This is a genomic window from Neisseria sp. HMSC065D04 (assembly GCF_001815675.1).
GTDB lineage: Bacteria > Pseudomonadota > Gammaproteobacteria > Burkholderiales > Neisseriaceae > Neisseria.
Genome location: NZ_KV821515.1, coordinates 1 through 20,136 on the forward strand (window position 1 = coordinate 1; position 20,136 = coordinate 20,136).

General features: G+C 52.2%; 16 protein-coding genes and 1 pseudogene. 11 read left to right on the forward strand and 6 right to left on the reverse strand.

Going from position 1 to position 20,136, the window contains the following annotated elements:
* Positions 1 to 142, reverse strand: a pseudogene (locus HMPREF3050_RS14270) (IS5/IS1182 family transposase); the annotation flags it as partial.
* Between the two features lie 335 nt (positions 143 to 477).
* Here HMPREF3050_RS14270 and HMPREF3050_RS06510 point away from each other — a divergent pair.
* The 6 genes from HMPREF3050_RS06510 (at position 478) to HMPREF3050_RS06535 (ending at position 9,079) form a co-directional block, all read left to right on the forward strand.
* Positions 478 to 1,596 (forward strand): methyltransferase, encoded by a 1,119-nt coding sequence (locus tag HMPREF3050_RS06510; protein WP_070774176.1) that lies wholly within the window; start codon positions 478 to 480, stop codon positions 1,594 to 1,596.
* Between the two features lie 40 nt (positions 1,597 to 1,636).
* Positions 1,637 to 2,320 (forward strand): 16S rRNA pseudouridine(516) synthase, encoded by a 684-nt coding sequence (locus tag HMPREF3050_RS06515; RefSeq protein ID WP_070774178.1) that lies wholly within the window; start codon positions 1,637 to 1,639, stop codon positions 2,318 to 2,320.
* A gap of 362 nt (positions 2,321 to 2,682) precedes the next feature.
* Positions 2,683 to 3,942, forward strand: coding sequence for a glutamate-5-semialdehyde dehydrogenase (locus tag HMPREF3050_RS06520; protein ID WP_070774180.1), 1,260 nt, complete (start codon positions 2,683 to 2,685; stop codon positions 3,940 to 3,942).
* Positions 3,943 to 4,227: 285 nt separating this feature from the next.
* Entirely contained in the window at positions 4,228 to 5,229 is a 1,002-nt protein-coding gene (locus HMPREF3050_RS06525; protein ID WP_070774181.1) for a hypothetical protein, read from the forward strand.
* Positions 5,230 to 5,796: 567 nt separating this feature from the next.
* The gene (locus tag HMPREF3050_RS06530) at positions 5,797 to 7,824 is read left to right on the forward strand and encodes a BCCT family transporter (RefSeq protein WP_070774184.1); all 2,028 of its coding nucleotides are present in this window, start codon (positions 5,797 to 5,799) and stop codon (positions 7,822 to 7,824) included.
* A gap of 331 nt (positions 7,825 to 8,155) precedes the next feature.
* The gene (locus HMPREF3050_RS06535) at positions 8,156 to 9,079 is read left to right on the forward strand and encodes an RluA family pseudouridine synthase (protein ID WP_070774186.1); all 924 of its coding nucleotides are present in this window, start codon (positions 8,156 to 8,158) and stop codon (positions 9,077 to 9,079) included.
* A gap of 107 nt (positions 9,080 to 9,186) precedes the next feature.
* Here HMPREF3050_RS06535 and HMPREF3050_RS06540 read toward each other — a convergent pair whose 3' ends face one another.
* Positions 9,187 to 10,440 (reverse strand): D-alanyl-D-alanine carboxypeptidase family protein, encoded by a 1,254-nt coding sequence (locus HMPREF3050_RS06540; protein ID WP_070774192.1) that lies wholly within the window; start codon positions 10,438 to 10,440, stop codon positions 9,187 to 9,189.
* Positions 10,441 to 10,655: 215 nt separating this feature from the next.
* Between HMPREF3050_RS06540 and ilvA the strand changes: the two genes are divergently transcribed.
* The gene (ilvA, locus tag HMPREF3050_RS06545) at positions 10,656 to 12,182 is read left to right on the forward strand and encodes a threonine ammonia-lyase, biosynthetic (protein ID WP_039409512.1); all 1,527 of its coding nucleotides are present in this window, start codon (positions 10,656 to 10,658) and stop codon (positions 12,180 to 12,182) included.
* Between the two features lie 131 nt (positions 12,183 to 12,313).
* On the opposite strand, the gene HMPREF3050_RS06550 is transcribed toward ilvA, so the two are convergent.
* A complete protein-coding gene (locus HMPREF3050_RS06550; protein ID WP_070774187.1) occupies positions 12,314 to 12,646 on the reverse strand; it encodes a hypothetical protein in 333 nt (110 codons plus the stop codon).
* 9 nt (positions 12,647 to 12,655) lie between these two features.
* Complete coding sequence (locus HMPREF3050_RS06555) at positions 12,656 to 13,213, reverse strand: hypothetical protein (RefSeq protein ID WP_232203775.1); 558 nt, start codon at positions 13,211 to 13,213, stop codon at positions 12,656 to 12,658.
* A 153-nt stretch (positions 13,214 to 13,366) separates the two neighbouring features.
* Here HMPREF3050_RS06555 and rph point away from each other — a divergent pair, with 153 nt between their 5' ends.
* The 4 genes from rph to HMPREF3050_RS06575 all read left to right on the forward strand — a co-directional run bounded on the left by rph (position 13,367) and on the right by HMPREF3050_RS06575 (position 18,262).
* A complete protein-coding gene (gene rph, locus HMPREF3050_RS06560) occupies positions 13,367 to 14,092 on the forward strand; it encodes a ribonuclease PH (protein ID WP_070774188.1) in 726 nt (241 codons plus the stop codon).
* A 418-nt stretch (positions 14,093 to 14,510) separates the two neighbouring features.
* Positions 14,511 to 15,947 carry an MBOAT family O-acyltransferase gene (locus HMPREF3050_RS06565; RefSeq protein ID WP_070774189.1) on the forward strand — a complete coding sequence of 479 codons (1,437 nt, stop codon included), beginning with the start codon at positions 14,511 to 14,513 and terminating at the stop codon, positions 15,945 to 15,947.
* 15 nt (positions 15,948 to 15,962) lie between these two features.
* On the forward strand, positions 15,963 to 17,039 hold the full coding sequence (gene patB / locus HMPREF3050_RS06570; RefSeq protein ID WP_070774190.1) for a peptidoglycan O-acetyltransferase PatB: 1,077 nt from the start codon (positions 15,963 to 15,965) through the stop codon (positions 17,037 to 17,039).
* Positions 17,040 to 17,152: 113 nt separating this feature from the next.
* On the forward strand, positions 17,153 to 18,262 hold the full coding sequence (locus HMPREF3050_RS06575) for an SGNH/GDSL hydrolase family protein (RefSeq protein WP_070774191.1): 1,110 nt from the start codon (positions 17,153 to 17,155) through the stop codon (positions 18,260 to 18,262).
* A gap of 169 nt (positions 18,263 to 18,431) precedes the next feature.
* Here HMPREF3050_RS06575 and trpD read toward each other — a convergent pair whose 3' ends face one another.
* The gene (gene trpD, locus HMPREF3050_RS06580) at positions 18,432 to 19,466 is read right to left on the reverse strand and encodes an anthranilate phosphoribosyltransferase (RefSeq protein WP_003777983.1); all 1,035 of its coding nucleotides are present in this window, start codon (positions 19,464 to 19,466) and stop codon (positions 18,432 to 18,434) included.
* A 67-nt stretch (positions 19,467 to 19,533) separates the two neighbouring features.
* Complete coding sequence (locus HMPREF3050_RS06585; protein WP_003767156.1) at positions 19,534 to 20,124, reverse strand: aminodeoxychorismate/anthranilate synthase component II; 591 nt, start codon at positions 20,122 to 20,124, stop codon at positions 19,534 to 19,536.
* Between the last annotated feature and the right edge of the window lie 12 nt (positions 20,125 to 20,136).

The window sequence follows — 20,136 nt, forward strand, 5'->3', positions numbered from 1 at the left end:
CTCTAAGGTAACGGGTTCTTTGACGGTTCAGGTACTGTTCGATCGGTTGCCAATCAATCACTTGATCCAATTTCAATAGTGGGAAGCGGTCGATGTGTTTGGCAATCATGGCTTGTGCGGTTTGTTGGAAGAAGGTGCTCATGGGAAATCCCCTAAATGTCTTGGTGGGAATTTAGGGGATTTTGGGGAATTTTGCAAAGGTCTCCTTAAGTACAAAAAGGCAGGCGACACATACCTGCTGCCAAATAATGAATAGGCATTACAGTCCAAACTGCGCCCGCTTATTTTGAATGTCTAGCACACCATAACGGCAATACATCACAAGCCGAAATATATAGTGGATTAAAATAAAAATGAGACAAGGCGGCAACGCCCGCCGTGTACGGGTAGTACATAAGGGCGTTGGCAACACCGTATCATTGCAATTTTAATCCACTATAGTAAACTTGCCGCCGGTTTCCCTTCCTCCTTTCCTCCATGTTCCCCATTATCCCCACCGACCGCGCCGCTGCCGAATGGCGCAACGAAAGCACGCAGAAGCCGCCCAAGCAGGCGGTTTATGTGCATGAAAGCAATGCCGCCGATATTCTGAAAAACGCCCACGCCCAAACGGCAACCGTTTGGACGGGCGATTTCCACAACGCCAAGCAAGTCTTGGCAGCGATGAAAAAGCGCGTCCGCAGGCCGTCTGAAAAAACGAAAAACGCTCCCGCCGATATTCAGACGGCCTTCCACGCCCATCGTATGAAACAGGCGCAGCAAAGCCGCGTGCTGAATATGCTTGCCGTCGAAATCAGCGCGGGTTTTCAGTTAAGCAACCCGCGCGCGCCCGACGTCCGCGCCGCCCTTGCCGATGTGTACGCCGAGTTGAACGACGCGCCTTTTTTGCTGCCGCTCAACCAGCTTTTGGGTTTTATCGGCGCACACGAATGGCACAAAAAAGGCATAGACATTCCGCAGCTTGACGGCAAAATCCACGTTCCCTTCGGCGTGTTCTCGCCCCTGCGCGGCGAATATTTGGACCTAATCGCCCAAGCGCCGTTAAATCCCCATATTCAGACGGCGTTCGACATCGGCACAGGTTCCGGCGTTATCGCCGCCATCCTCGCCAAACGCGGCATTCCCGACATCACCGCCACCGACACCAACCCCAAAGCCATCGCCTGCGCAACCGCCAACCTCGCCCGCTTGGGGCTGGACAAACAAGTTGCCGTCCAAGCCGTCGATTTGTTTCCCGAAGGACGCGCCGACCTGATCGTCTGCAACCCGCCGTGGCTGCCCGCCAAACCGACTTCCGCCGTCGAAACCGCCCTCTACGACCCCGACAACGGCATGCTGACCGCCTTCTTAAACGGCGTGCGGCAACATTTAAACCCGCAAGGCGAAGCGTGGTTGATCATTTCCGACTTGGCGGAACATCTGCACTTACGCGACCGCGATTTTCTGGAACAATGTTTTCAGACGGCCTCTTTAGAAGTGGTCGATATTCTGAAAACCAAACCGTGCCACCGCAAAGCCGCCGACGAATCCGACCCGCTCGCTTTCGCCCGCAATCGGGAAACCACATATCTCTATCGTTTGAAAGCGAAGTCCTGATATACAATTAGGTCGTCTGAAACCCGTTTCCGCCATTCCCATGCAACTGATCAAATACCTCCAATCCCAAGGCATAGGCAGCCGCAAACAATGCCAGTGGCTGATTCAAAACGACTGTGTCGAAATCAACGATACGGTCTACAACGACGCCAAAGCTGACATCGATCCCGCCGAAGTCCAAACGCTGCGCATAGACGGCGAAGACATCGTCGTCGTCCCCATGCCCTATTTTTATATCCTGCTCAACAAGCCTGCCGATTACGAAACCTCGCACAAACCGCAGCAATACCCCAGCGTTTTCAGCCTTTTTCCCGATCATATGCGCAACATCGATATGCAGGCGGTCGGCAGACTGGATGCCGATACGACGGGCGTTTTGCTGATTACCAACGACGGGCAGTTCAACCACCGCGTTACCTCGCCGAAACACAAAGTGCCCAAAATCTACCGTGTTACTCTGAAACATCCTTCCGACGAAAGCCTGTGTGCAACGCTGAAAAACGGCGTCCTGCTGCACGACGACAACGAAACCGTCCGCGCAGCCGAAGCCGTTTTGGAAAATCCGACCACCCTGCTGATGACCATTACCGAAGGTAAATATCATCAAGTCAAACGCATGGTCGCCGCCGCCGGCAACCGCGTCGAACATCTCCATCGGGACGAATTCAACGGACGAACGGTAGAAAATTTAGCCTCAGGGGAGTGGAAATTCATCACTGTTTGAAAATTTTGAAGTTTTTTCAAAAAAATTTTAACCATTATGGTTTTTTTATTTGTTTTAAAACATGATGATATGATTGTTAAGATGTCATTAACCAAACTTAACGCCATCATTCGTGAACTATTATATAATTCGCGTGTCTGAGTAACACTTGCTTCGAGAGAAGTGAGTAAGTGAGTAAGACGTTTTCCCCGTAATGTGTTTGGCCATCTATACTTTTCCCCTTAGTATAGATGGTTTTTTTTATCTGCGATTTTCTCAATCCCCTTCCCCAGTATCATTTGAACCGTCTCCCTGCATCCTATTGAATTCCCGTTCAGACGACCTTATCATCAACCCATTCCCACTTTCCCCACAAAAACACCATGCAAAACATCCAAGACTACGTCCGCCGCACCGCGTCCGCCGCCAAGCAGGCTTCCTATATTGTCGCTGCCGCCGAAACCGCGCAAAAAAACGCCGCGCTCCTGCGCGCCGCCGAACTCATCAAACACCATCAAACCGCCATCCTCGCCGCCAACGCCCAAGATATGGAACAAGCCGCGCAGAAAGGTTTGAACGACGCCCTGCTCGACCGCCTGCGGCTGACCGAAAAAACCATAGACGCCATGTGCGAAGGTTTGCGCCAGATTGCCGCCCTGCCCGACCCCGTCGGCGAAATGGACGAATTCCGCACCCGCGAAAACGGCCTGCAAATCGGCAAAATGCGCGTACCTTTGGGCGTTGTCGGCATCATTTACGAATCCCGTCCCAACGTAACCGTCGATGCCGCCGCCCTCTGCCTCAAATCCGGCAACGTCTGCGTCCTGCGCGGCGGCAGCGAAGCCTTCAACAGCAATATGGCGCTCTCCAAACTGATTACGCAGGCATTAGTTGAAAACAGCCTGCCCGCAGCAGCCGTCAGCCTGATTGAAAACACCGACCGCGAAAGCGTCGGCGCCATGTTGCAAAGTCCCGAATTTATCGACGTCGTCATCCCGCGCGGCGGTAAATCGCTGGTTTCCCGCATCGCCGCCGAAGCCCGCGTACCCGTCATCAAACACCTCGACGGCATCTGCCACGTCTATATCGACCGCGCCGCCGACGCCGAAAAAGCCGTCAACATCGCCTTCAACGCCAAAACCTCGCGCTACGGCACCTGCAACACCATGGAAACCCTGCTCGTCCACCAAAACCGCGCCACCGAAATCCTGCCCGTATTGGCGGAAAAATACGCCGCCCGCAACGTCGAGCTGCGCGGCTGCCCGCGTACCCTTTCCATCCTGCCCCACATTCAGACGGCCTCCGAAGAAGACTGGGACACCGAATACCTCGCCCCCATCCTCTCCGTCAAAATCGTCGACAGCCTCGAAGAAGCCGTCGCCCACATCAACACCCACGGCAGCCACCACACCGACAGCATCGTAACCGAATCCTACACCGACGCCCGCACCTTCCTGCGTACGGTCGACAGCGCCAGCGTCATGGTCAATGCCTCCACCCGCTTCGCCGACGGCTTCGAGTACGGCCTCGGTGCGGAAATCGGCATTTCCACCGACAAAATCCACGTCCGCGGCCCCGTCGGTCTGCACGGACTGACTTCGCAAAAATGGATTGTGTTGGGCGACGGGCAGGTACGGGAGTAATCCGTCGCTTTCTTGAGTGATAAAACGGTAAAAAGGTCGTCTGAAAAACAGTTTTCAGACGACCTTTTGTTGTAAGGGCAATCTTGTTGCTTATTATCGGTTTCACGAAAATGCAATATCGTTATACGGCTATCATCGACACAAACTATTCCATTATAATCATTCAAATTTCCATAACGCCCTAACCTCAATCCGATACGACGATTTTGGGTTCGATGTATCCGCGCTCAAAGGTCGTCTGAAACTACTTCAATTCCGATAAATCATCCAAAGGAAACCAGCATAATGTCGGACAACACCGCCCTGAAGGACAAGAAACCGCGCAAGCCGTACCTTATACTGCTTTTTACCGTTTATGCCTTGTGTTACGGCGTTTTACTCGTGTTTCTCACCGTTCAGCTTGCCGTAGCTTCCGGCGGGGTGGCAGCTTTTTTTGCCTCTATGCTCCATTTCGGTATTTTCGGACTGGTGTTCGGCAGTCTGGCTAGTGTGGCTGCAATAATTAACGGTTTACTCTATATGCTTGGCTATATGCTGGTTTGGGGCATACTGACCGGTATGGCGATGACGCAGCTTCGTTTGCGTAGGAACTTGAAGCATATCTTGACCGCCATGCTCATCGGCTTTGTCTGTTCTTACATAAGCACGATATTGTTTGCGCTGTTTTTGTCAAAAGATATAGAGATGCTGTTTAATTTTTATTTCGAAGGATTAACGATATTCAGCCTATTGAATGCGTTTGCCGTTATTCCCTTTGGGCTGGTGTTTTTACCTAGTGAAAGCGGGTATAAACGGGAGCGGGAAATTGCCGTGAAAACCGTGAAGGCGGGCATTCATGCGGGGCAAGTCATTTTTGAACATGCAACTGAAAAAAAAGGCGTTTTTTCTTACCGTTGGTGGATTCCGCTTGCTTTTGCTTTGGCAGGCACACCGATTTTCCTGACTTGCGCCTTCCTGATGCAGCCGGACTCCGCCTTCCCCGACACACAAGCTTGGAGTGCACACTTTATCCCGATGACTTTCTTTGGCTTTGCCGCCATGGTGGCAAGCGGTTTGACGGCAATGCTGATGCGTCTGCGTAAAGACCAAAAAGGCATTTTGAGCTGCCTTGCCCTATCGTCTGCCTACTTCGGCGTTATGGTTTATCTGCCACCCATCAAGAATCCCGATTTGAACCCCTACGCCCATTTGCTCAACCCGTATTGGCTGCTGGCGGCTTGGCTGATATCGGTCGGCGTCTGCATTTGGTTGTCGTTTAAGAAAGTAGATAGCGGCAATAGCTCATAAAACTGATGAGGGGTCGTCTGAAATACCTTTCAGACGACCCCTTTGCCCATTTTATCGCCGCCATCTTTCTTGTCCAAATATAGTGGATTAAATTTAAATCAGGACAAGGCGGAAGCCGCAGATACAGTACAGATAGTACGGAACCGATTCACTTGGTGCTTCAGCACCTTAGAGAATCGTTCTCTTTGAGCTAAGGCGAGGTAACGCCGTCCTGGTTTAAAGTTAATCCACTATATACACAAATCTTTCCCAATTTGAAACAATCCCCTGATTTTGTTATTATTCCTTCAAAAAAAGAAATAATCATCATCCATTTTGTCTCACCCGGCCCTCATTACGGCTCATTCATCTGTGCGTTTTTACTCTCTTTTTCCCTTGTTTTTCATCCGGCAGGACGGTTTAAACGCCATTCGTTTTTTGTCTGCGTTTTATAGTGGATTACCAAAAATCGGGAAAGTCTCGGACTCTGTCCGACAGACCATGTTTTATTCCTAGTTTTTGTTAATCAACCATATACAGCCTTGCGCCCGTATCCGCCTGCCTCACCATCCCAAAGGAGGTCAAGGTTTGTCTTTATTTCATTTCTTACGCAACCGCTCTTCGTTCAATCCCTTCGTCGTTTCCGTTACGCTGTCCTTCGTGCTGCTGGTCATCGGCATCGCGCTTTTGATTCCGCAGCAGGCAGAAACCGTCCTCAATGCTGCCAAAACGGGCATTTTCAAAAACTTCAGTTGGTTTTACATCTTGGCGTTTTCAGCCTTCTTCTTCTTCCTGCTCGCACTTTCGGTCAGCAGCTTCGGCAACATCAAGCTGGGCAGCAACGAAGAAGAGCCTGAATTTAGCTTTTGGTCTTGGCTCGCCATGCTGTTCGCGGCGGGTATGGGGGTCGGGTTGATGTTTTTCGGTGTCGCCGAACCGCTCACCCACTATCTGTCCCCCATCACCGAAGGCGGCAGCGGCGCAAGGCAGCAGGACGCGTTGCTCCACACCCTCTTCCACTGGGGCGTACATGCCTGGTCGGTTTACGCCGCCATGGCGTTGGCGCTCGCCTATTTCGCTTTCCGCTACAAACTTCCGCTTTCCCTGCGCTCCTGCTTTTATCCGCTGCTAAAAGAGAAAATCGACGGTAAGGCAGGCGACATCATCGACATACTCGCGCTGGTCGCCACCCTGTTCGGCATCATCACCACGCTCGGCTTCGGCGCGGCGCAGTTGGGTGCAGGTTTGGCACAAATCGGCTGGATAAGCGAAAACACCTTTTCCGTACAAACCATCGTGATTTTCGCCGTCATGGGTTTGGCAGTCGCCTCCGCCGCCTCCGGCATAGGCAAAGGCGTCAAAATGTTGAGCGAGATGAACTTGACCCTTGCTTTTGTCCTGATGGTTTTCGTCCTCGCCACCGGCCCGACCCTCCACCTGCTCTCCGCCTTCAACGACAACCTCGGCACTTACCTGAGCAACCTCGTACAACTCAGTTTCAAAACATACAGCTACGAACAAAACCATACCGAATGGTTCGGCGGCTGGACCATCTTATACTGGGCATGGTGGTGTTCTTGGGCACCTTTCGTCGGACTCTTCATCGCCCGCATCTCGCGCGGACGCACCATACGCGAATTCATTTTCGGCGTTTTGGCGGTTCCCTCCCTGTTCTGCGTCATCTGGTTCACCATCTTCGGCGATACCGCCATCTGGATTAACGACCACACCGCAGCAGGCGCATTGGGCGAATTGACCGGCACGCCCGAAAAACTCCTCTTCCGCTTCCTCGAATACCTCCCCCTGCCGACCCTCACAGGGCTTGTCAGCCTCATGGTGATCGCCCTCTTCTTCATCACCTCCGCCGACTCCGGTATTTACGTCCTCAACAACATCGCCTCCCGCGACAAAAGCGTGGCCGCCCCGCGCTGGCAGGCAGTGATGTGGGGGCTGTTGATGTCTGCCGCTGCCATCGTCCTTTTGCGCTTCGGCGGGCTGCCCACCCTGCAAACCATGACCCTTATCGTCGCCCTGCCTTTCGCCATGCTCATGCTGATCATGTGTTTCAGCCTCTGGCGCGGATTAAACGCCGACCACAAATACTTCACGACCGCCGTCACCCCCTCCAGTGTCTATTGGAGCGGCGACAACTGGCAGGACAGGCTCGAGCGTATGCTGAACCAAACGCAGGAACAAGACATCCTCAAATTCCTCAAAACCACCGCCCTGCCCGCCATGCGCGAACTGAGCGAAGAGCTGTCCGACAAATACAGCCTGAGCGTCGATATCCAAACCCACTTCGACCGCGAAGAGCCTGCCGTCGAATTCACCATCCACAAAGAGTCCCTGCGCGACTTCATGTACGGCATTAAAACCATCAAGCGCGAAGTGTCCGAACAGCTTATCAAAGACGGCCACCTCCCGCACATCCGCCACAACGTAACCTACGAACCCTACACCTACTTCTTCGACGGCCGCAGCGGCTACGACGTGCAATACATGAACCGCCGCGAACTCATCGCCGACATCCTCAAGCAATACGAGCGTTACCTCAACCTCCTGACCGATGTCGGACAAGAACTCATGTCGCACCAGCAAACCGAATTGGCGGAATAAGTTTTTGTTAAACAGGTGGTAACCAAGGTCGTCTGAAAATAGATTTCCTGTTTTCAGACGACCTTTCTTCATGCGTTCAAACAAACCACACGTTCCATCCACAACCCAACCGTAGCGTGGGCTTTGCCCACGAAAAACACTGCCCAACCTGTCTTTAAAAAAACCAAATAAAAACGTCGTCTGAAACCCAAAATCCGGCTTTTCAGACGACCGCTTTCCCCATCATCCGTAACACAATTTTCCCCATGCAAACCGCTTCATTATCACCCGACAGCCTTAACCCGACTTAGGTCGTCTGAAAAAAAGACCGAAACCGAGTACAATCCGCCACATGAAAAAACGCTCCAACCCCCTCCCGCTTTTAAACGGCGTCAAACCCAGCTATTTGGTGCTGCCGCACGAAAAACCGTTTTACGGCCTGCCCCTGTTGCATTTCCTCTGCGTCCGCTTTCCCTTTGTCGGCGAGGACAACTGGCGCAGGCGTTTGAACAGCGGCTTCGTCGTCGATGCAGACGGCGCGCCGTTTGACGAACACACGCTGTTCGAGCCGGGCAAAACCATGTTTTATTACCGAGAAACCAGCAGCGACAGCGAACCCGTCATTCCGTTTGAAGAAAAAATCCTGCACATCGACGACCATCTGATTGTCGTTGACAAACCGCATTTCCTGCCCGTTATCCCCAGCGGACGTTTTTTGCGCGAAACCCTGCTGACCCGCCTGCGCCTGCGGCCGGAATTGCAGCATTTGAACGTAGCAGACATTACGCCGGTCCACCGTTTGGATAAAGATACGGCAGGTGTGATGCTGCTGTCGCACAATCCTGCCACGCGCCGCGATTATCAAACGATGTTTCAGGAAAAAAGCGTCCGTAAAACCTATCATGCCGTCGCGCCGACGCGGACGGATTTGGTATATCCCTTGGACGTGGTTTCGCGCATGGTGCGCGGGGAACGGTTTTTCACGACGCAGGAAACCGAAGGCGAGCCGAACGCCCATACGACGGTCGAATTGCTTGAAAACCGCGGCGAATTCAGCCTCTACCGGCTGACGCCGCATACGGGAAAAAAACACCAGCTTCGGGTGCATATGATGCGTTTGGGCATGCCGCTGCTAAACGACGCGCTTTATCCCACCCCTTTGGCGGCGGGCGATGAAGATTATGAAAAACCTTTGAAACTACTGGCAAAACGGATTGAGTTTACCGACCCGATCAGCGGACAAAAACGAATATTTGAAAGCGGATTTAAGTTATAGTGGATTAACTTTAAACCACTATATAAAGACTTTGCCGTCGTCCTGTTCGCATCCAAAACAAAGGTCGTCTGAAAACCATTTTCAGACGACCTTTTCATCAATCCTGCCTATTTCGAACTGCTGCCGAACAAGCCTTTGAACCACAATACGATATCATCCCACATCCGTCTGAACCAGCTGCCTTCTTCAACGGAATGGAGGGCGACGACGTTTTTCTCGGTAATGACTTTGCCGTCTTTGACGATTTTGAGTTTGCCCAAGGTTTGACCTTTGCGTATCGGGGCAATAACGGGCTGGACGGTTTCTAAAATCGGTTTGATGTTTTGTCCGGCATCGTGGGGAATCGTGATGTACACGTCTTCGAGGAAACCGACGTTCACCGATTTGCTGCTGCCTTTATAGACTTTAACCTTGGAAATGATTTCACCGCCGTTGTAGAGCTTGGGCGTATCGAATGCCTGCAACGCCCAGTTGAGCAGTTTACCGCTTTCGGAAGCGCGGGCTTCGGTGGAATCGGTACCGACAACGATGGAAACGATGCGTCTGCCGTTGCGTTTGCTGGAAGCGGCAAGGTTGTAGCCTGCGCTTTCGGTGTGTCCCGTCTTCAGACCGTCCACATTGGAATCGCGGTAGAGCAGGAGGTTGCGGTTTGGCTGTTCGACATTGTTGTATTTGAAGGATTTAATCGAAAATACGGGATAGTATTTCGGATAATCGTGTATCAGCGCGGCGGACAAAATGGCTAAATCGCCGACGGTGGAAACGTGGCCTTCGGCAGCCAATCCGGTCGGGTTTTTAAAGTGGGTTTTGGTCATGCCCAAACGCTTGGCTTCGTCGTTCATTTGTTGGACGAACACGTCCACCGAGCCGCCTCCCATGGCTTCGGCAAGCGTGGTGGCAGCATCGTTGCCGGATTGGACAATCATGCCTTTAATCAAATCGCTGACGCTGGCGGGGACTTTGGGAATGAGGAACATCCGCGAGCCTTCGATTTTCCAGCCTGCATCGGACACGGTCAGCATTTGGTCGGCGCGCAATGTGCCGTTTTCCAAAGCCTTGAACGTGAGGTAGGCGGTCATCATTTTGGTCAGCGAAGCCGGTTCGATCTGCGTGTCGATATTGTTGGAGGCAAGCACTTGATGGCTGTGCAAATCGGTAACAATGTATGCGGCAGCGGCAATGGCAGGCGGCGCATCGGGGCTGTTGATGCTGGGCATCATGGCCTCGGGCTGGGATGCGGCGGCAGGCGCAGGCTCGGAAGCTGCAACAGCAGGGGCTGCGTTGTTTTTAGCCGCTTGCGGCGCGGCTTGCGCGGCGGCAATCATCATTGCCGCGATCAATACGGATAATGTTTTTTTCATCGGGATGTGGTGCGGAAACAGAAATAAAAACAACCGCGTCGTGCGGTTTGGCACAAAAGGCAGTCATTATACCGCCGCAACTTCGCTTTGCTAAGATTTTTCTTGATTTCAGACGACCTCGAGGGTATGGTTTTACCTTTCCGCCGTTTTGTTGGCAAAGTTTGACGCGGGCGGCGGACACTCCTTTTGAAAATAATCCTCCGGCACACAAAACCATGAACAACCGCCCCTCTTATTCCGATTACCTCATCCGCATCCTGACCGCCTCCGTTTACGACGTTGCCGTCGAAACGCCGCTCGAACCCGCAATCGGGCTGTCACGTCGTCTGAACAACAACGTCCTGCTCAAACGCGAAGACCTGCAACCCGTGTTTTCCTTCAAAATCCGCGGCGCGTACAACAAAATGGCGAAGCTGCCCAAAGAAGCACTCGCCTGCGGCGTCATCGCCGCCAGCGCGGGCAACCACGCACAAGGTGTCGCCCTTTCGGCACAGCGTTTGGGCTGCCGCGCCGTCATCGTCATGCCCGAAACCACGCCCAAAATCAAAATCGACGCCGTCAAAAGCCGCGGCGGAGAAGTCGTCCTCAAAGGCGTTTCCTACAACGATGCCTATGATTACGCGATGGAGTTGGCAGAAAAAGAAAAACTGACCTACATCGCCCCGTTTGACGACCCCGACGTGATTGCCGGCCAAGGCACTGTCGGCATGGAAATCGTGCGCCAGCGTCCCGACGACATCCACGCCATCTTCGTCCCCATCGGCGGCGGCGGACTGGCAGCGGGCGTTGCCGCATTCGTCAAACAAGTCCGCCCCAGCATCAAAGTCATCGGCGTGCAAACAAACGACTCCTGTTGCATGAAGCAATCCGTTGAAGCCGGAAAAGTCGTCAGCCTCAAAGACGTCGGCCTCTTCTCCGACGGTACCGCCGTCAAAGTCGTCGGCGAAGAAACCTTCCGCCTCTGCCGCGACCTCTTGGACGACATCATCACCGTCGATACCGACGCCATCTGCGGCGCCATCAAAGACATCTTCGACGACACCCGCAGCATCACCGAACCCGCAGGAGCGCTCGCCCTCGCCGGCTTGAAAACCTACGCCGCCCGCAACCGCATCCAAAACCAAACCCTTATCGCCGTAACCAGCGGCGCCAACATGAATTTCCACCGCCTGCGCCACGTTTCCGAACGCAGCGAATTGGGCGAAGGCAACGAAGGCATTTTCGCCGTTACCATCCCCGAAGAGCGCGGCAGCTTCCTCAAATTCGTCAACCTGCTCGGCAGCCGCAACATCACCGAGTTCAACTACCGCTACGGCGACGACCAAAAAGCCCATATCTTCGTTGGCCTGCAAACCGCAGGTTCCCAAGACCTCGCCGTCATCAGCCGCCAGCTGACCGAAGCCGGGCTGCCCAATGTCGACCTGACCGACGACGAAATCTCCAAAATCCACATCCGCTACATGGTCGGTGGACGCACAACAAAAGTCGCCCACGAACGCTTAATCAGCTTCGAGTTCCCCGAACGCCCCGGCGCACTCGCCCGCTTCCTCAACCATATGCAGGGCGGCTGGAACATTACCCTCTTCCACTACCGCAACCACGGCGCCGACTACGGCCGCATCCTCGTCGGCATCGACGTCCCGCCCGGCGACAATCAAGCCTTCGAAAACTTCCTCGAAAGCCTCGGTTACAGCTATCAGGACGAAACCCAAAACGCCGCATACCGCCTGTTCCTTGCTTGATTGGAAGATAGAATAAAGGTCGTCTGAAACCCTGTTTGATGGTTTCAGACGACCTTTATGATTTGCACAGACCTGGTTTACAAATAAATTTTTCCCAAGAAGGCAATATTGGCTGCAACTTGCCATACCGACTACGCAGCTTGATTTTCACACACAATCACGGCTTCTAGCCCTACCGATGATGAAATATAGTAAAAATCATATGACTCATGCCGTCTTTGTTCTACATAAAAACTGATGGATGGAAACAACTCAATCAACCATTCGGGACATGATTGATTGTGATACGTCTGAATATCAAAAATGACATTCTGCGTACCGATATTATCAAAATCAAAAAACACCACATCCTGAAAATCCAATATTGAATCATCGTCAAGGAAAAATTTGAGGATTTGTTCTTTCGACTGATAAACATAGCCGATAATTTCTGCGTCGTGGTAGTCTTTATTGAAAGTTTTCATATACTCTGGTCACCAATCTAAAGCTATTCGGGCATCTTCAGAAAAATCTGATTTATCTTCAATTAGTTGCTTTAAATACAGTTTAACAAAAGGCAGTTTTCGATGAAATGTTAAAACTTGGAGGGCTGCACTGCTTATTAACTCATTTTCATTCCTCTTAAGGACATTCATTGCAAACTCCGCTTCCTTAACAGTTATTGGTGCTCTTTTTAAGATACTTAGCGCCTCAATCCGAAGATAAATATCTTCATCTAGATTCTCAAAAAAATCAATTATTTTTTCAAAAATATGACCATAATCAAATTCGCCTATATACACCCTTAAGATGCTGAATGCTTCATGGCGGGCAATATCGGATTCTTTTGAACTTAGACCGATATCCAAAAGAAAATTCGCCAACTCCTCAGACATATCCTCATCAGCGTAATTTTGTAGAAATTCCTCTTTCTCTCTGTCATTGTCAAATTTTTGATAGGATGATTTAAATTCTGCACCATTCATAATAATGATCTCAAAAATATTTTTTGAATTTAATTTTAGTCCCAATTTGATTAGTTCATCAGACACATATTCAAATTGCTGATAATACTCGACACGACTGACTATACTGCCCCTATTTTTGGGATTCAACCTTTGTTTTCAGACGACCTCCCCATCTCATTTGGCTTCTGCCCTATAATACCAACCACAAATTTTTACCGTTTCCCCAAAGGACAAATCATGAGCAATTACACCCGCACCTCGCGCGCTGCCGACAGCCTGCGCGACATCAAAATCACCCCGCACTTCCTGCCGCACGCCGACGGCTCGTGCCTGATCGAATGCGGCAACACCAAAGTTATCTGCACCGCTTCCATCGACGAAAATGTCCCGCCCTTCCTTCGCGGCAAGGGTCAGGGTTGGGTTACTGCCGAATACGGAATGCTGCCCGCGTCCACCGCCTCGCGTATGCGCCGTGAAGCTACGGCAGGCAAGCAGTCGGGTCGCACTCAGGAAATCCAGCGTCTGATCGGGCGTTCGCTGCGCGCCGTCGTAGATATGGAAAAACTGGGCGAACGCCAAATCCTAATTGACTGCGACGTGATTCAGGCAGACGGCGGGACGCGCACCGCGTCTATTACCGGCGCATTCGTCGCACTGCAAATTGCGGTCAACAAGCTGCTTTCAGACGACCTCATCAGCGAAAACCCCATCCGCGAAGCCGTTGCCGCCGTCTCCGCAGGCGTCGTGAACGGTGTACCGCTTTTGGATTTGGATTACCCCGAAGATTCCGGCTGCGACAGCGATGTCAACATCGTTATGACCGCTTCGGGTAAAATCATCGAAATCCAAGGCACGGCGGAAGGTGCGCCGTTCAGCTTGGACGAATTGGGCAAACTAATTGCGCTGGCGCAAAAAGGTATTGCCGAGTTGACGGCACACCAGCAAGCCGCCCTATCCTCTTAAGTAAAAATAATCTAATTTATTGAAATAAAAGATTATTTTTAAAAACCAACCTTATTAAAAGCAGATTCAAGGTAAAACCCGTCAAGGTTTAAACACCTTACGGGCATCTTTACCCCGAATCTGCTTTTTTTCATCTTAAATCAATTCATTGCTTGAAATTGAGTGTCGAAACAAGGGCAATCAGCATGCCCTGCCCAACCTGCTTTTTATCTCTGAAAATTAAAAAAAGCCCTGTTTATCCAATACGATATTTATGACAAAAGATTTCAAAATTCGCCCCAAGCTCTGACGAGCGGTTCTAAAACGAGATTAGCGTTAGTTGTATAAATTCAAACACTTATTTAAAATATATGGTTCGCTTCGACTTGCCAAACCTATATTCGGGGCATCTGAATAATAAAAATTTCAAGGAACACTTATGCCGTTGCTGTCGATTGAATTCGCGGTATTTTTTATTGCTTTTTTGCCTATTTATTGGGCATTTTTCCGTATGCCGTCGGTGCAGAATGTTTTGCTTCTGCTGGCGGGGATGGGCTGGCTGTATCACTTGAATCCCATCTTTGCCGCCATAATTGCCTGCTATTCGTCCTGCGTGCATTTGCTCGGCCTGTTGATGACGTCTGAAAACGAAAACGTACGGAAATTCTGGCTGGGCTTCGGCGTAGCGACTGCTTTGGCAGTATTGTGTTTCTTCAAATATTTCGACTTTTTCCGCCCGTTTATCCGCCAATACACGGGACAGAGCGAGATTGTCGATATCTTGATGCCTTTGGGGCTGTCTTATTACACATTTCAATCTTTGGCTTATTTGGTGTACTGCTGCCGTCATCCGATGGGTGACCGGTTTGCGTGGCATGAATTGCTGCTGCATTTGAGCTTTTTCCCGACGATTACTTCCGGACCGATTATCCGTGCCGCGGCATTTAAAAGCATAGACGGCGAACAGGCGGGGGCTTTGGAACAGATTCGGACGGCAGAACCGCGCGCATTGGTGCGCCCCGCGCTGGCGGTGTGCTTGATTTTGCTGGGTATTGCAAAAAAATGGTGGCTGGCGGGTGCGCTGGGAGACGGCTGGGTATCGCCCGTTTTCGAGAATCCCGCCCAGTTTGACGGCTGGGGTGTGTTGTCGGGGGTGTACGGCTATACTTTCCAGCTTTTCTTCGATTTTTCAGGCTATTCGGATTTGGTAATTGGGATGGCGATGCTGCTCGGTTTCCGCCTGCCGAAAAACTTTGCCGCTCCGCTGCGCGCATTCAATATCCGCGACTTCTGGAACCGTTGGCACATCAGCCTTTCCACCTGGATACGCGACTATATTTATATTCCTTTGGGCGGCAACAAACACGGCTTCGTCCTGACGCAGTTCAACTTGCTGCTGGCGATGGTGTTGTCGGGCGTTTGGCACGGCTACGGCTGGAATTTCCTGCTGTGGGGCGCGCTGCACGGCGTGGCATTAATTTTGCTCAACTGCGGCGACAAAATATTCGGTCGGGACGGTTCACGTCGTCTGAAAATCTTGCGTCCGCTTGCCTGGTTCGTCACTTTTCATTTCGTCTGCTTCACTTTCGTCGTGTTCAACACCAGCAGCCTCGCCGATACGCAGATGGTTTTTGATGCCTTGTTCGCCAACGAAGCAGGTTGGGCGGCTCCAAAGCAGGCGGATATCCTGCTGCTTGCCGCGTTTGGTCTGATGATTTTGCTCTACCCGTATTTGCTTCGCCTGTTTGACGGCGCGGTGGCAGCGTTGGAAAAAATGCCGATGTGGCTGTGGTTTATACCGCTAACGCTGATGTTGGTGTTGATTATCGTATTGGCGCCGTCAGGTATCCCGGGCTTTATTTACGCCGACTTTTAAAAGGACAATCAGAATATGAAACGCTTTATTTCCCTGTTTGCCTCCCTTTTGGTTTGCGCCTTTGGCGCGGCGTGGTTCAGTCAAGATTCCATCAATGCCTATTGGCAGCAAACCTATCATCAGGCTTCGCCGCTGGAGCCTTTGTCCGAATACGAATGGTGGCGCACGGGCGCGAAGCTGCAACAAGACGCGTACGCCTTTTCAGACGACCTCAAAGCACGTTTGGCAGGACAGCCTGTGATTGCCGAACCGGAACCTCAAATCGCTGAAGAAGACGGGTCGTCTGAACAAAATGCGCAGCTTAATGCGTCCGAACCGCACGAAAAAAACCGTCCCGCCGACGGACGCCAACCTCAAACGGTACAAAACGGCGGACAACCCGAAGCACATCATCTCCCTGTTACCCCACCTGCCAATATCGTTCTCGGACAAGGCGACAAAGTCTTTTTTGCCGGCGACTCGATGATGCAGGGCGTTGCACCTTTTGTAGAAAGAAGCCTGAAAAAACAATACGGTATCCAGTCGGTGAACCTAAGCAAGCAAAGTACCGGATTGTCCTATCCCAAGTTTTTCGACTGGCCGAACACCATCGAACAAACGCTGAAACAACAAACCGACATCCGCCTTCTGGTCGTCTTCCTCGGCCCCAACGATCCGTGGGACTTCCCGAAAGGCAAAAAATACCTGAAATTCGCCTCGCCCGAATGGTCGGAAGAATACCTCAGCCGCGTCAACCGCATCCTGGCCGCCGCCGAACAACACCATGTGCAAGTCATTTGGATGGGCATCCCTTATATGAAACAGGCAAAACTTAACAAGCAAATGCGATATCTCGACAAACTTTTAGCAGACGAGATCAGTCCAAAAGCCCTGTGGATACCGACCGACAAACTCCTCAGCAACGGCTCGGACACCTACGCCGACTCCGTTAACATCAATGGAAAAATCATCCGCTACCGCAGCAAAGACGGCATCCACTTCTCTGCTGAAGGGCAAAAACTGCTCGCGGATAAAATCATGGAAAAAATCGTTTTTCAGACGACCCCTGAAATGAACGGCGAAGAACGCACGGAACAATTGTCCGCACGTTAAGCCCGTATCGGCAGCAAAAGGACGGCGTTTAGTTTATCCAATGCCGTCTTTTTCGTTACAATAGCCCTCCGCCGCGTCAAAAGACGTCGTCTGAAACCACACACAGGAAACTCATGAACATCAAAACCCTGTCCGTATCCCTTACCGCATTGTGCCTGTCTGCCGCCGCCCCCGCCGCCGATATGCTGCTGGAAAACTACGGCAGCAGCCGTCCCACATGGCTCTCCAAGCTCAAAAAACTCGACCGCAGCTCGGACGGCAAATTCCGCATCCTTCAAATTGGCGATTCACACACCGCCGGCGACCTTTTCACCGAACAACTGCGCCTGCGCCTCCAGCAAAAATGGGGCGACGGCGGCATAGGCTGGGTTTACCCCTCCTCCGTCAAAGGACAGCGCAGCGCAGCCGTCCGCTATGACGGCTCGTGGCAAACCGTCAGCAGCCGCAGCGTTTCAGACGACTTCCCCTTAGGCGGCATCATCGCCAAAGCCAACGGCAGCAGCGTTACCATCAGCGCCAAAGACGGAAGCAGTGGCGAAAGGCAGATTTCCGTTTTCGCCAAACCCGTCCTGCCCGAGCAAACCCTGTCGTTCAACGGACGCGAAGTCCCCGCCGGAAGCAGCGGCTGGCAAATCATCCGCAGCAACGGCCGCCTGCCCCTGACCCTCAGCAGCTCTATGCCTTGGGACATCGGCTACATCAATATCGAAAATCCCGGACGCGGCGTAACCGTTTCCGCACTCGGCATCAACGGCGCGCAACTGACCCACTGGTCCAAATGGCGTCCCTCTTGGCAGGATGACCTTGCCCAAACCCGCGCCGACCTCGTCATCATTGCCTACGGCACCAACGAAGCCTTCGCCCGCGATTTAGACATCACAGCCACCGAACAAAGCTGGCGCAGCTACATCCGCCAAATCAAACAAAGCCTGCCCGACGCAGGCATCCTGATTCTCGGCGCGCCCGAATCCCTGAAAAGCACTTCAGGAAGCTGCGGCACACGCCCCGCCACCTTAAGCAGCATCCAACAAATGCAGCAACGCATTGCCCGCGACGAAAAAATTATGTATTGGTCGTGGCAGAACGCGATGGGCGGCGAATGCAGCATGAAAAGCTGGATGAGCCAAGGCCTCGCCGCCAAAGACGGCGTCCACTTCTCAGGCAAAGGCTACCGCCAAGCCGCCGACCGCCTCGCCGACAGCTTGATACAAATGGCGGATTAAACAAAAGGTCGTCTGAAAATTTTCAGACGACCTTTTGTTTAATGACGGCACTTTTCTATCTTTTCTTGAAGACGTTCAATCCTCCTCAACTGCTTATCGAACGGTTTTGCAGCGTTTCAGCCCGTTCCCGATAATCAGCATCGAATTTCCGTTTTCAGACGACCTTCGCTTACTCTTTGGCAAATTGCTGCGTAAAGCGGACAAATTCTTCTTTTTTCGCTTTTGCCTTACCCGAGTCGATGGCTGCTTCGGCGGCTTTGACACCGTCCGACAACGAAGGCACGACATTGCCGGCATAGAGCGCGGCGGCGGCATTGAGCAGGACGATATCGCGTGCCGCGCCATGTTTGCCGCTCAACACTTCATCCATTTTTTCCAAAGACTCTTGCGCGTTGACGACTTTGATTTCGTCCAAATCGCGGCGGATTTCAATGCCGAAATCTGCAGGGCTGATGTCGTATTCGCGGATTTCTCCGTCTTTCAGCTCGGCAACACGGGTTTTGCCCGTCAGCGTGATTTCGTCCAAACCGCCTTCGCCGCACACGACCAAAACGTGTTTGGAACCAAGCTGTTTCAATACGCGCGACAGGATGCCGCATAAATCAATGTGGAACACGCCCAAGAGCTGGTTTGGCGCGCCGGCAGGGTTGGTCAGCGGGCCCAAGATATTGAAAATGCTTCTAAACCCGAGCGAACGGCGCACGGGCGCGACGTGGCGCATCGCGCTGTGGTGGTTTTGGGCAAACATAAAGCCCAAGCCTGTTTGACGGATGCTTTCGGCGACTTGCTCCGGTGTAATGTTCAACACCGCGCCCATCTGCTCCATCACGTCTGCCGCGCCGCTGGACGAAGAAACAGAGCGCCCGCCGTGTTTGGCGACTTTCGCGCCTGCCGCAGCGGCGACAAACATGGAAGTCGTGGAAATATTGAAGGTTTTTGCACCGTCCCCGCCCGTACCAACAATATCGACGAGGTCGTCTGAATTTTCCAGCGGCACTTTGGCGGCAAATTCGCGCATGACGGCGGCGGCGGCGGTGATTTCCGATACGGTTTCGACTTTAATCCGCAATCCGGTCAAGATGGCGGCGATTTGTTCGGGCGGCACCTGCCCGCTCATAATCTGGCGCATCAGGTCGGTCATTTCGTCGTAAAACAATTCGTTGTTGCTGATTAATCGTTCGATGGCTTGTTGCGGTGTAATCATGGTTCAATCCTTTTTACGGGTATTTTTACGTCAAACGTCGTCTGAAAATTTTCAGACGACGTTTGGTTTAAGCGGCGGACGCTTGGAAGTCTTTAAATTCTTCCAAAAAGTTTTTCAACATATCGTGTCCGTGTTCGGTCAACAGGGCTTCGGGGTGGAACTGCACGCCTTCGACGGCGTATTCCTTGTGCCGCACGCCCATGATTTCCTGATCTTCCGTCCATGCGGTTACTTCCAAGCAATCGGGCAGCGTATCGCGGGCGATGACAAGGCTGTGATAACGCGTGCAGGTGACAGGATCGGGCAAATCTTTGAACATGCCTTTGTTCAAATGGAACACGGGCGAAACTTTTCCATGCATCAGCGTTTTTGCCCGCACCACATCCCCGCCAAACGCTTCGCCTATCGTCTGATGCCCGAGGCACACGCCCATAATCGGCAGCTTGCCGGCGAAATGGCGCATGGCGGCGACGGAAATACCCGCCTCTTTCGGCGAACAAGGACCCGGCCCGATAACGAGGTATTGCGGTTTCAAAGCTTCGATTTCTTCAAGCGTAATATCGTCGTTGCGGCGGACGACGACTTCCTGACCGAGTTCGGCGAAATATTGGACAATGTTGTAGGTGAAACTGTCATAGTTATCAATGAACAAAAGCATTTTGAATCTAAC

Coding starts and splice junctions, on each gene's coding strand:
- HMPREF3050_RS06510 (WP_070774176.1), top strand. CDS start 478: ATGTTCCCCATTATCCCCACCGACCGCGCCGCTGCCGAATGGCGCAAC.
- ilvA (WP_039409512.1), top strand. CDS start 10,656: ATGAACAACCGCCCCTCTTATTCCGATTACCTCATCCGCATCCTGACC.
- HMPREF3050_RS06520 (WP_070774180.1), top strand. CDS start 2,683: ATGCAAAACATCCAAGACTACGTCCGCCGCACCGCGTCCGCCGCCAAG.
- rph (WP_070774188.1), top strand. CDS start 13,367: ATGAGCAATTACACCCGCACCTCGCGCGCTGCCGACAGCCTGCGCGAC.
- HMPREF3050_RS06550 (WP_070774187.1), bottom strand. CDS start 12,646: ATGAAAACTTTCAATAAAGACTACCACGACGCAGAAATTATCGGCTAT.
- HMPREF3050_RS06565 (WP_070774189.1), top strand. CDS start 14,511: ATGCCGTTGCTGTCGATTGAATTCGCGGTATTTTTTATTGCTTTTTTG.
- HMPREF3050_RS06540 (WP_070774192.1), bottom strand. CDS start 10,440: ATGAAAAAAACATTATCCGTATTGATCGCGGCAATGATGATTGCCGCC.
- patB (WP_070774190.1), top strand. CDS start 15,963: ATGAAACGCTTTATTTCCCTGTTTGCCTCCCTTTTGGTTTGCGCCTTT.
- HMPREF3050_RS06515 (WP_070774178.1), top strand. CDS start 1,637: ATGCAACTGATCAAATACCTCCAATCCCAAGGCATAGGCAGCCGCAAA.
- HMPREF3050_RS06535 (WP_070774186.1), top strand. CDS start 8,156: ATGAAAAAACGCTCCAACCCCCTCCCGCTTTTAAACGGCGTCAAACCC.
- HMPREF3050_RS06575 (WP_070774191.1), top strand. CDS start 17,153: ATGAACATCAAAACCCTGTCCGTATCCCTTACCGCATTGTGCCTGTCT.
- trpD (WP_003777983.1), bottom strand. CDS start 19,466: ATGATTACACCGCAACAAGCCATCGAACGATTAATCAGCAACAACGAA.
- HMPREF3050_RS06525 (WP_070774181.1), top strand. CDS start 4,228: ATGTCGGACAACACCGCCCTGAAGGACAAGAAACCGCGCAAGCCGTAC.
- HMPREF3050_RS06585 (WP_003767156.1), bottom strand. CDS start 20,124: ATGCTTTTGTTCATTGATAACTATGACAGTTTCACCTACAACATTGTC.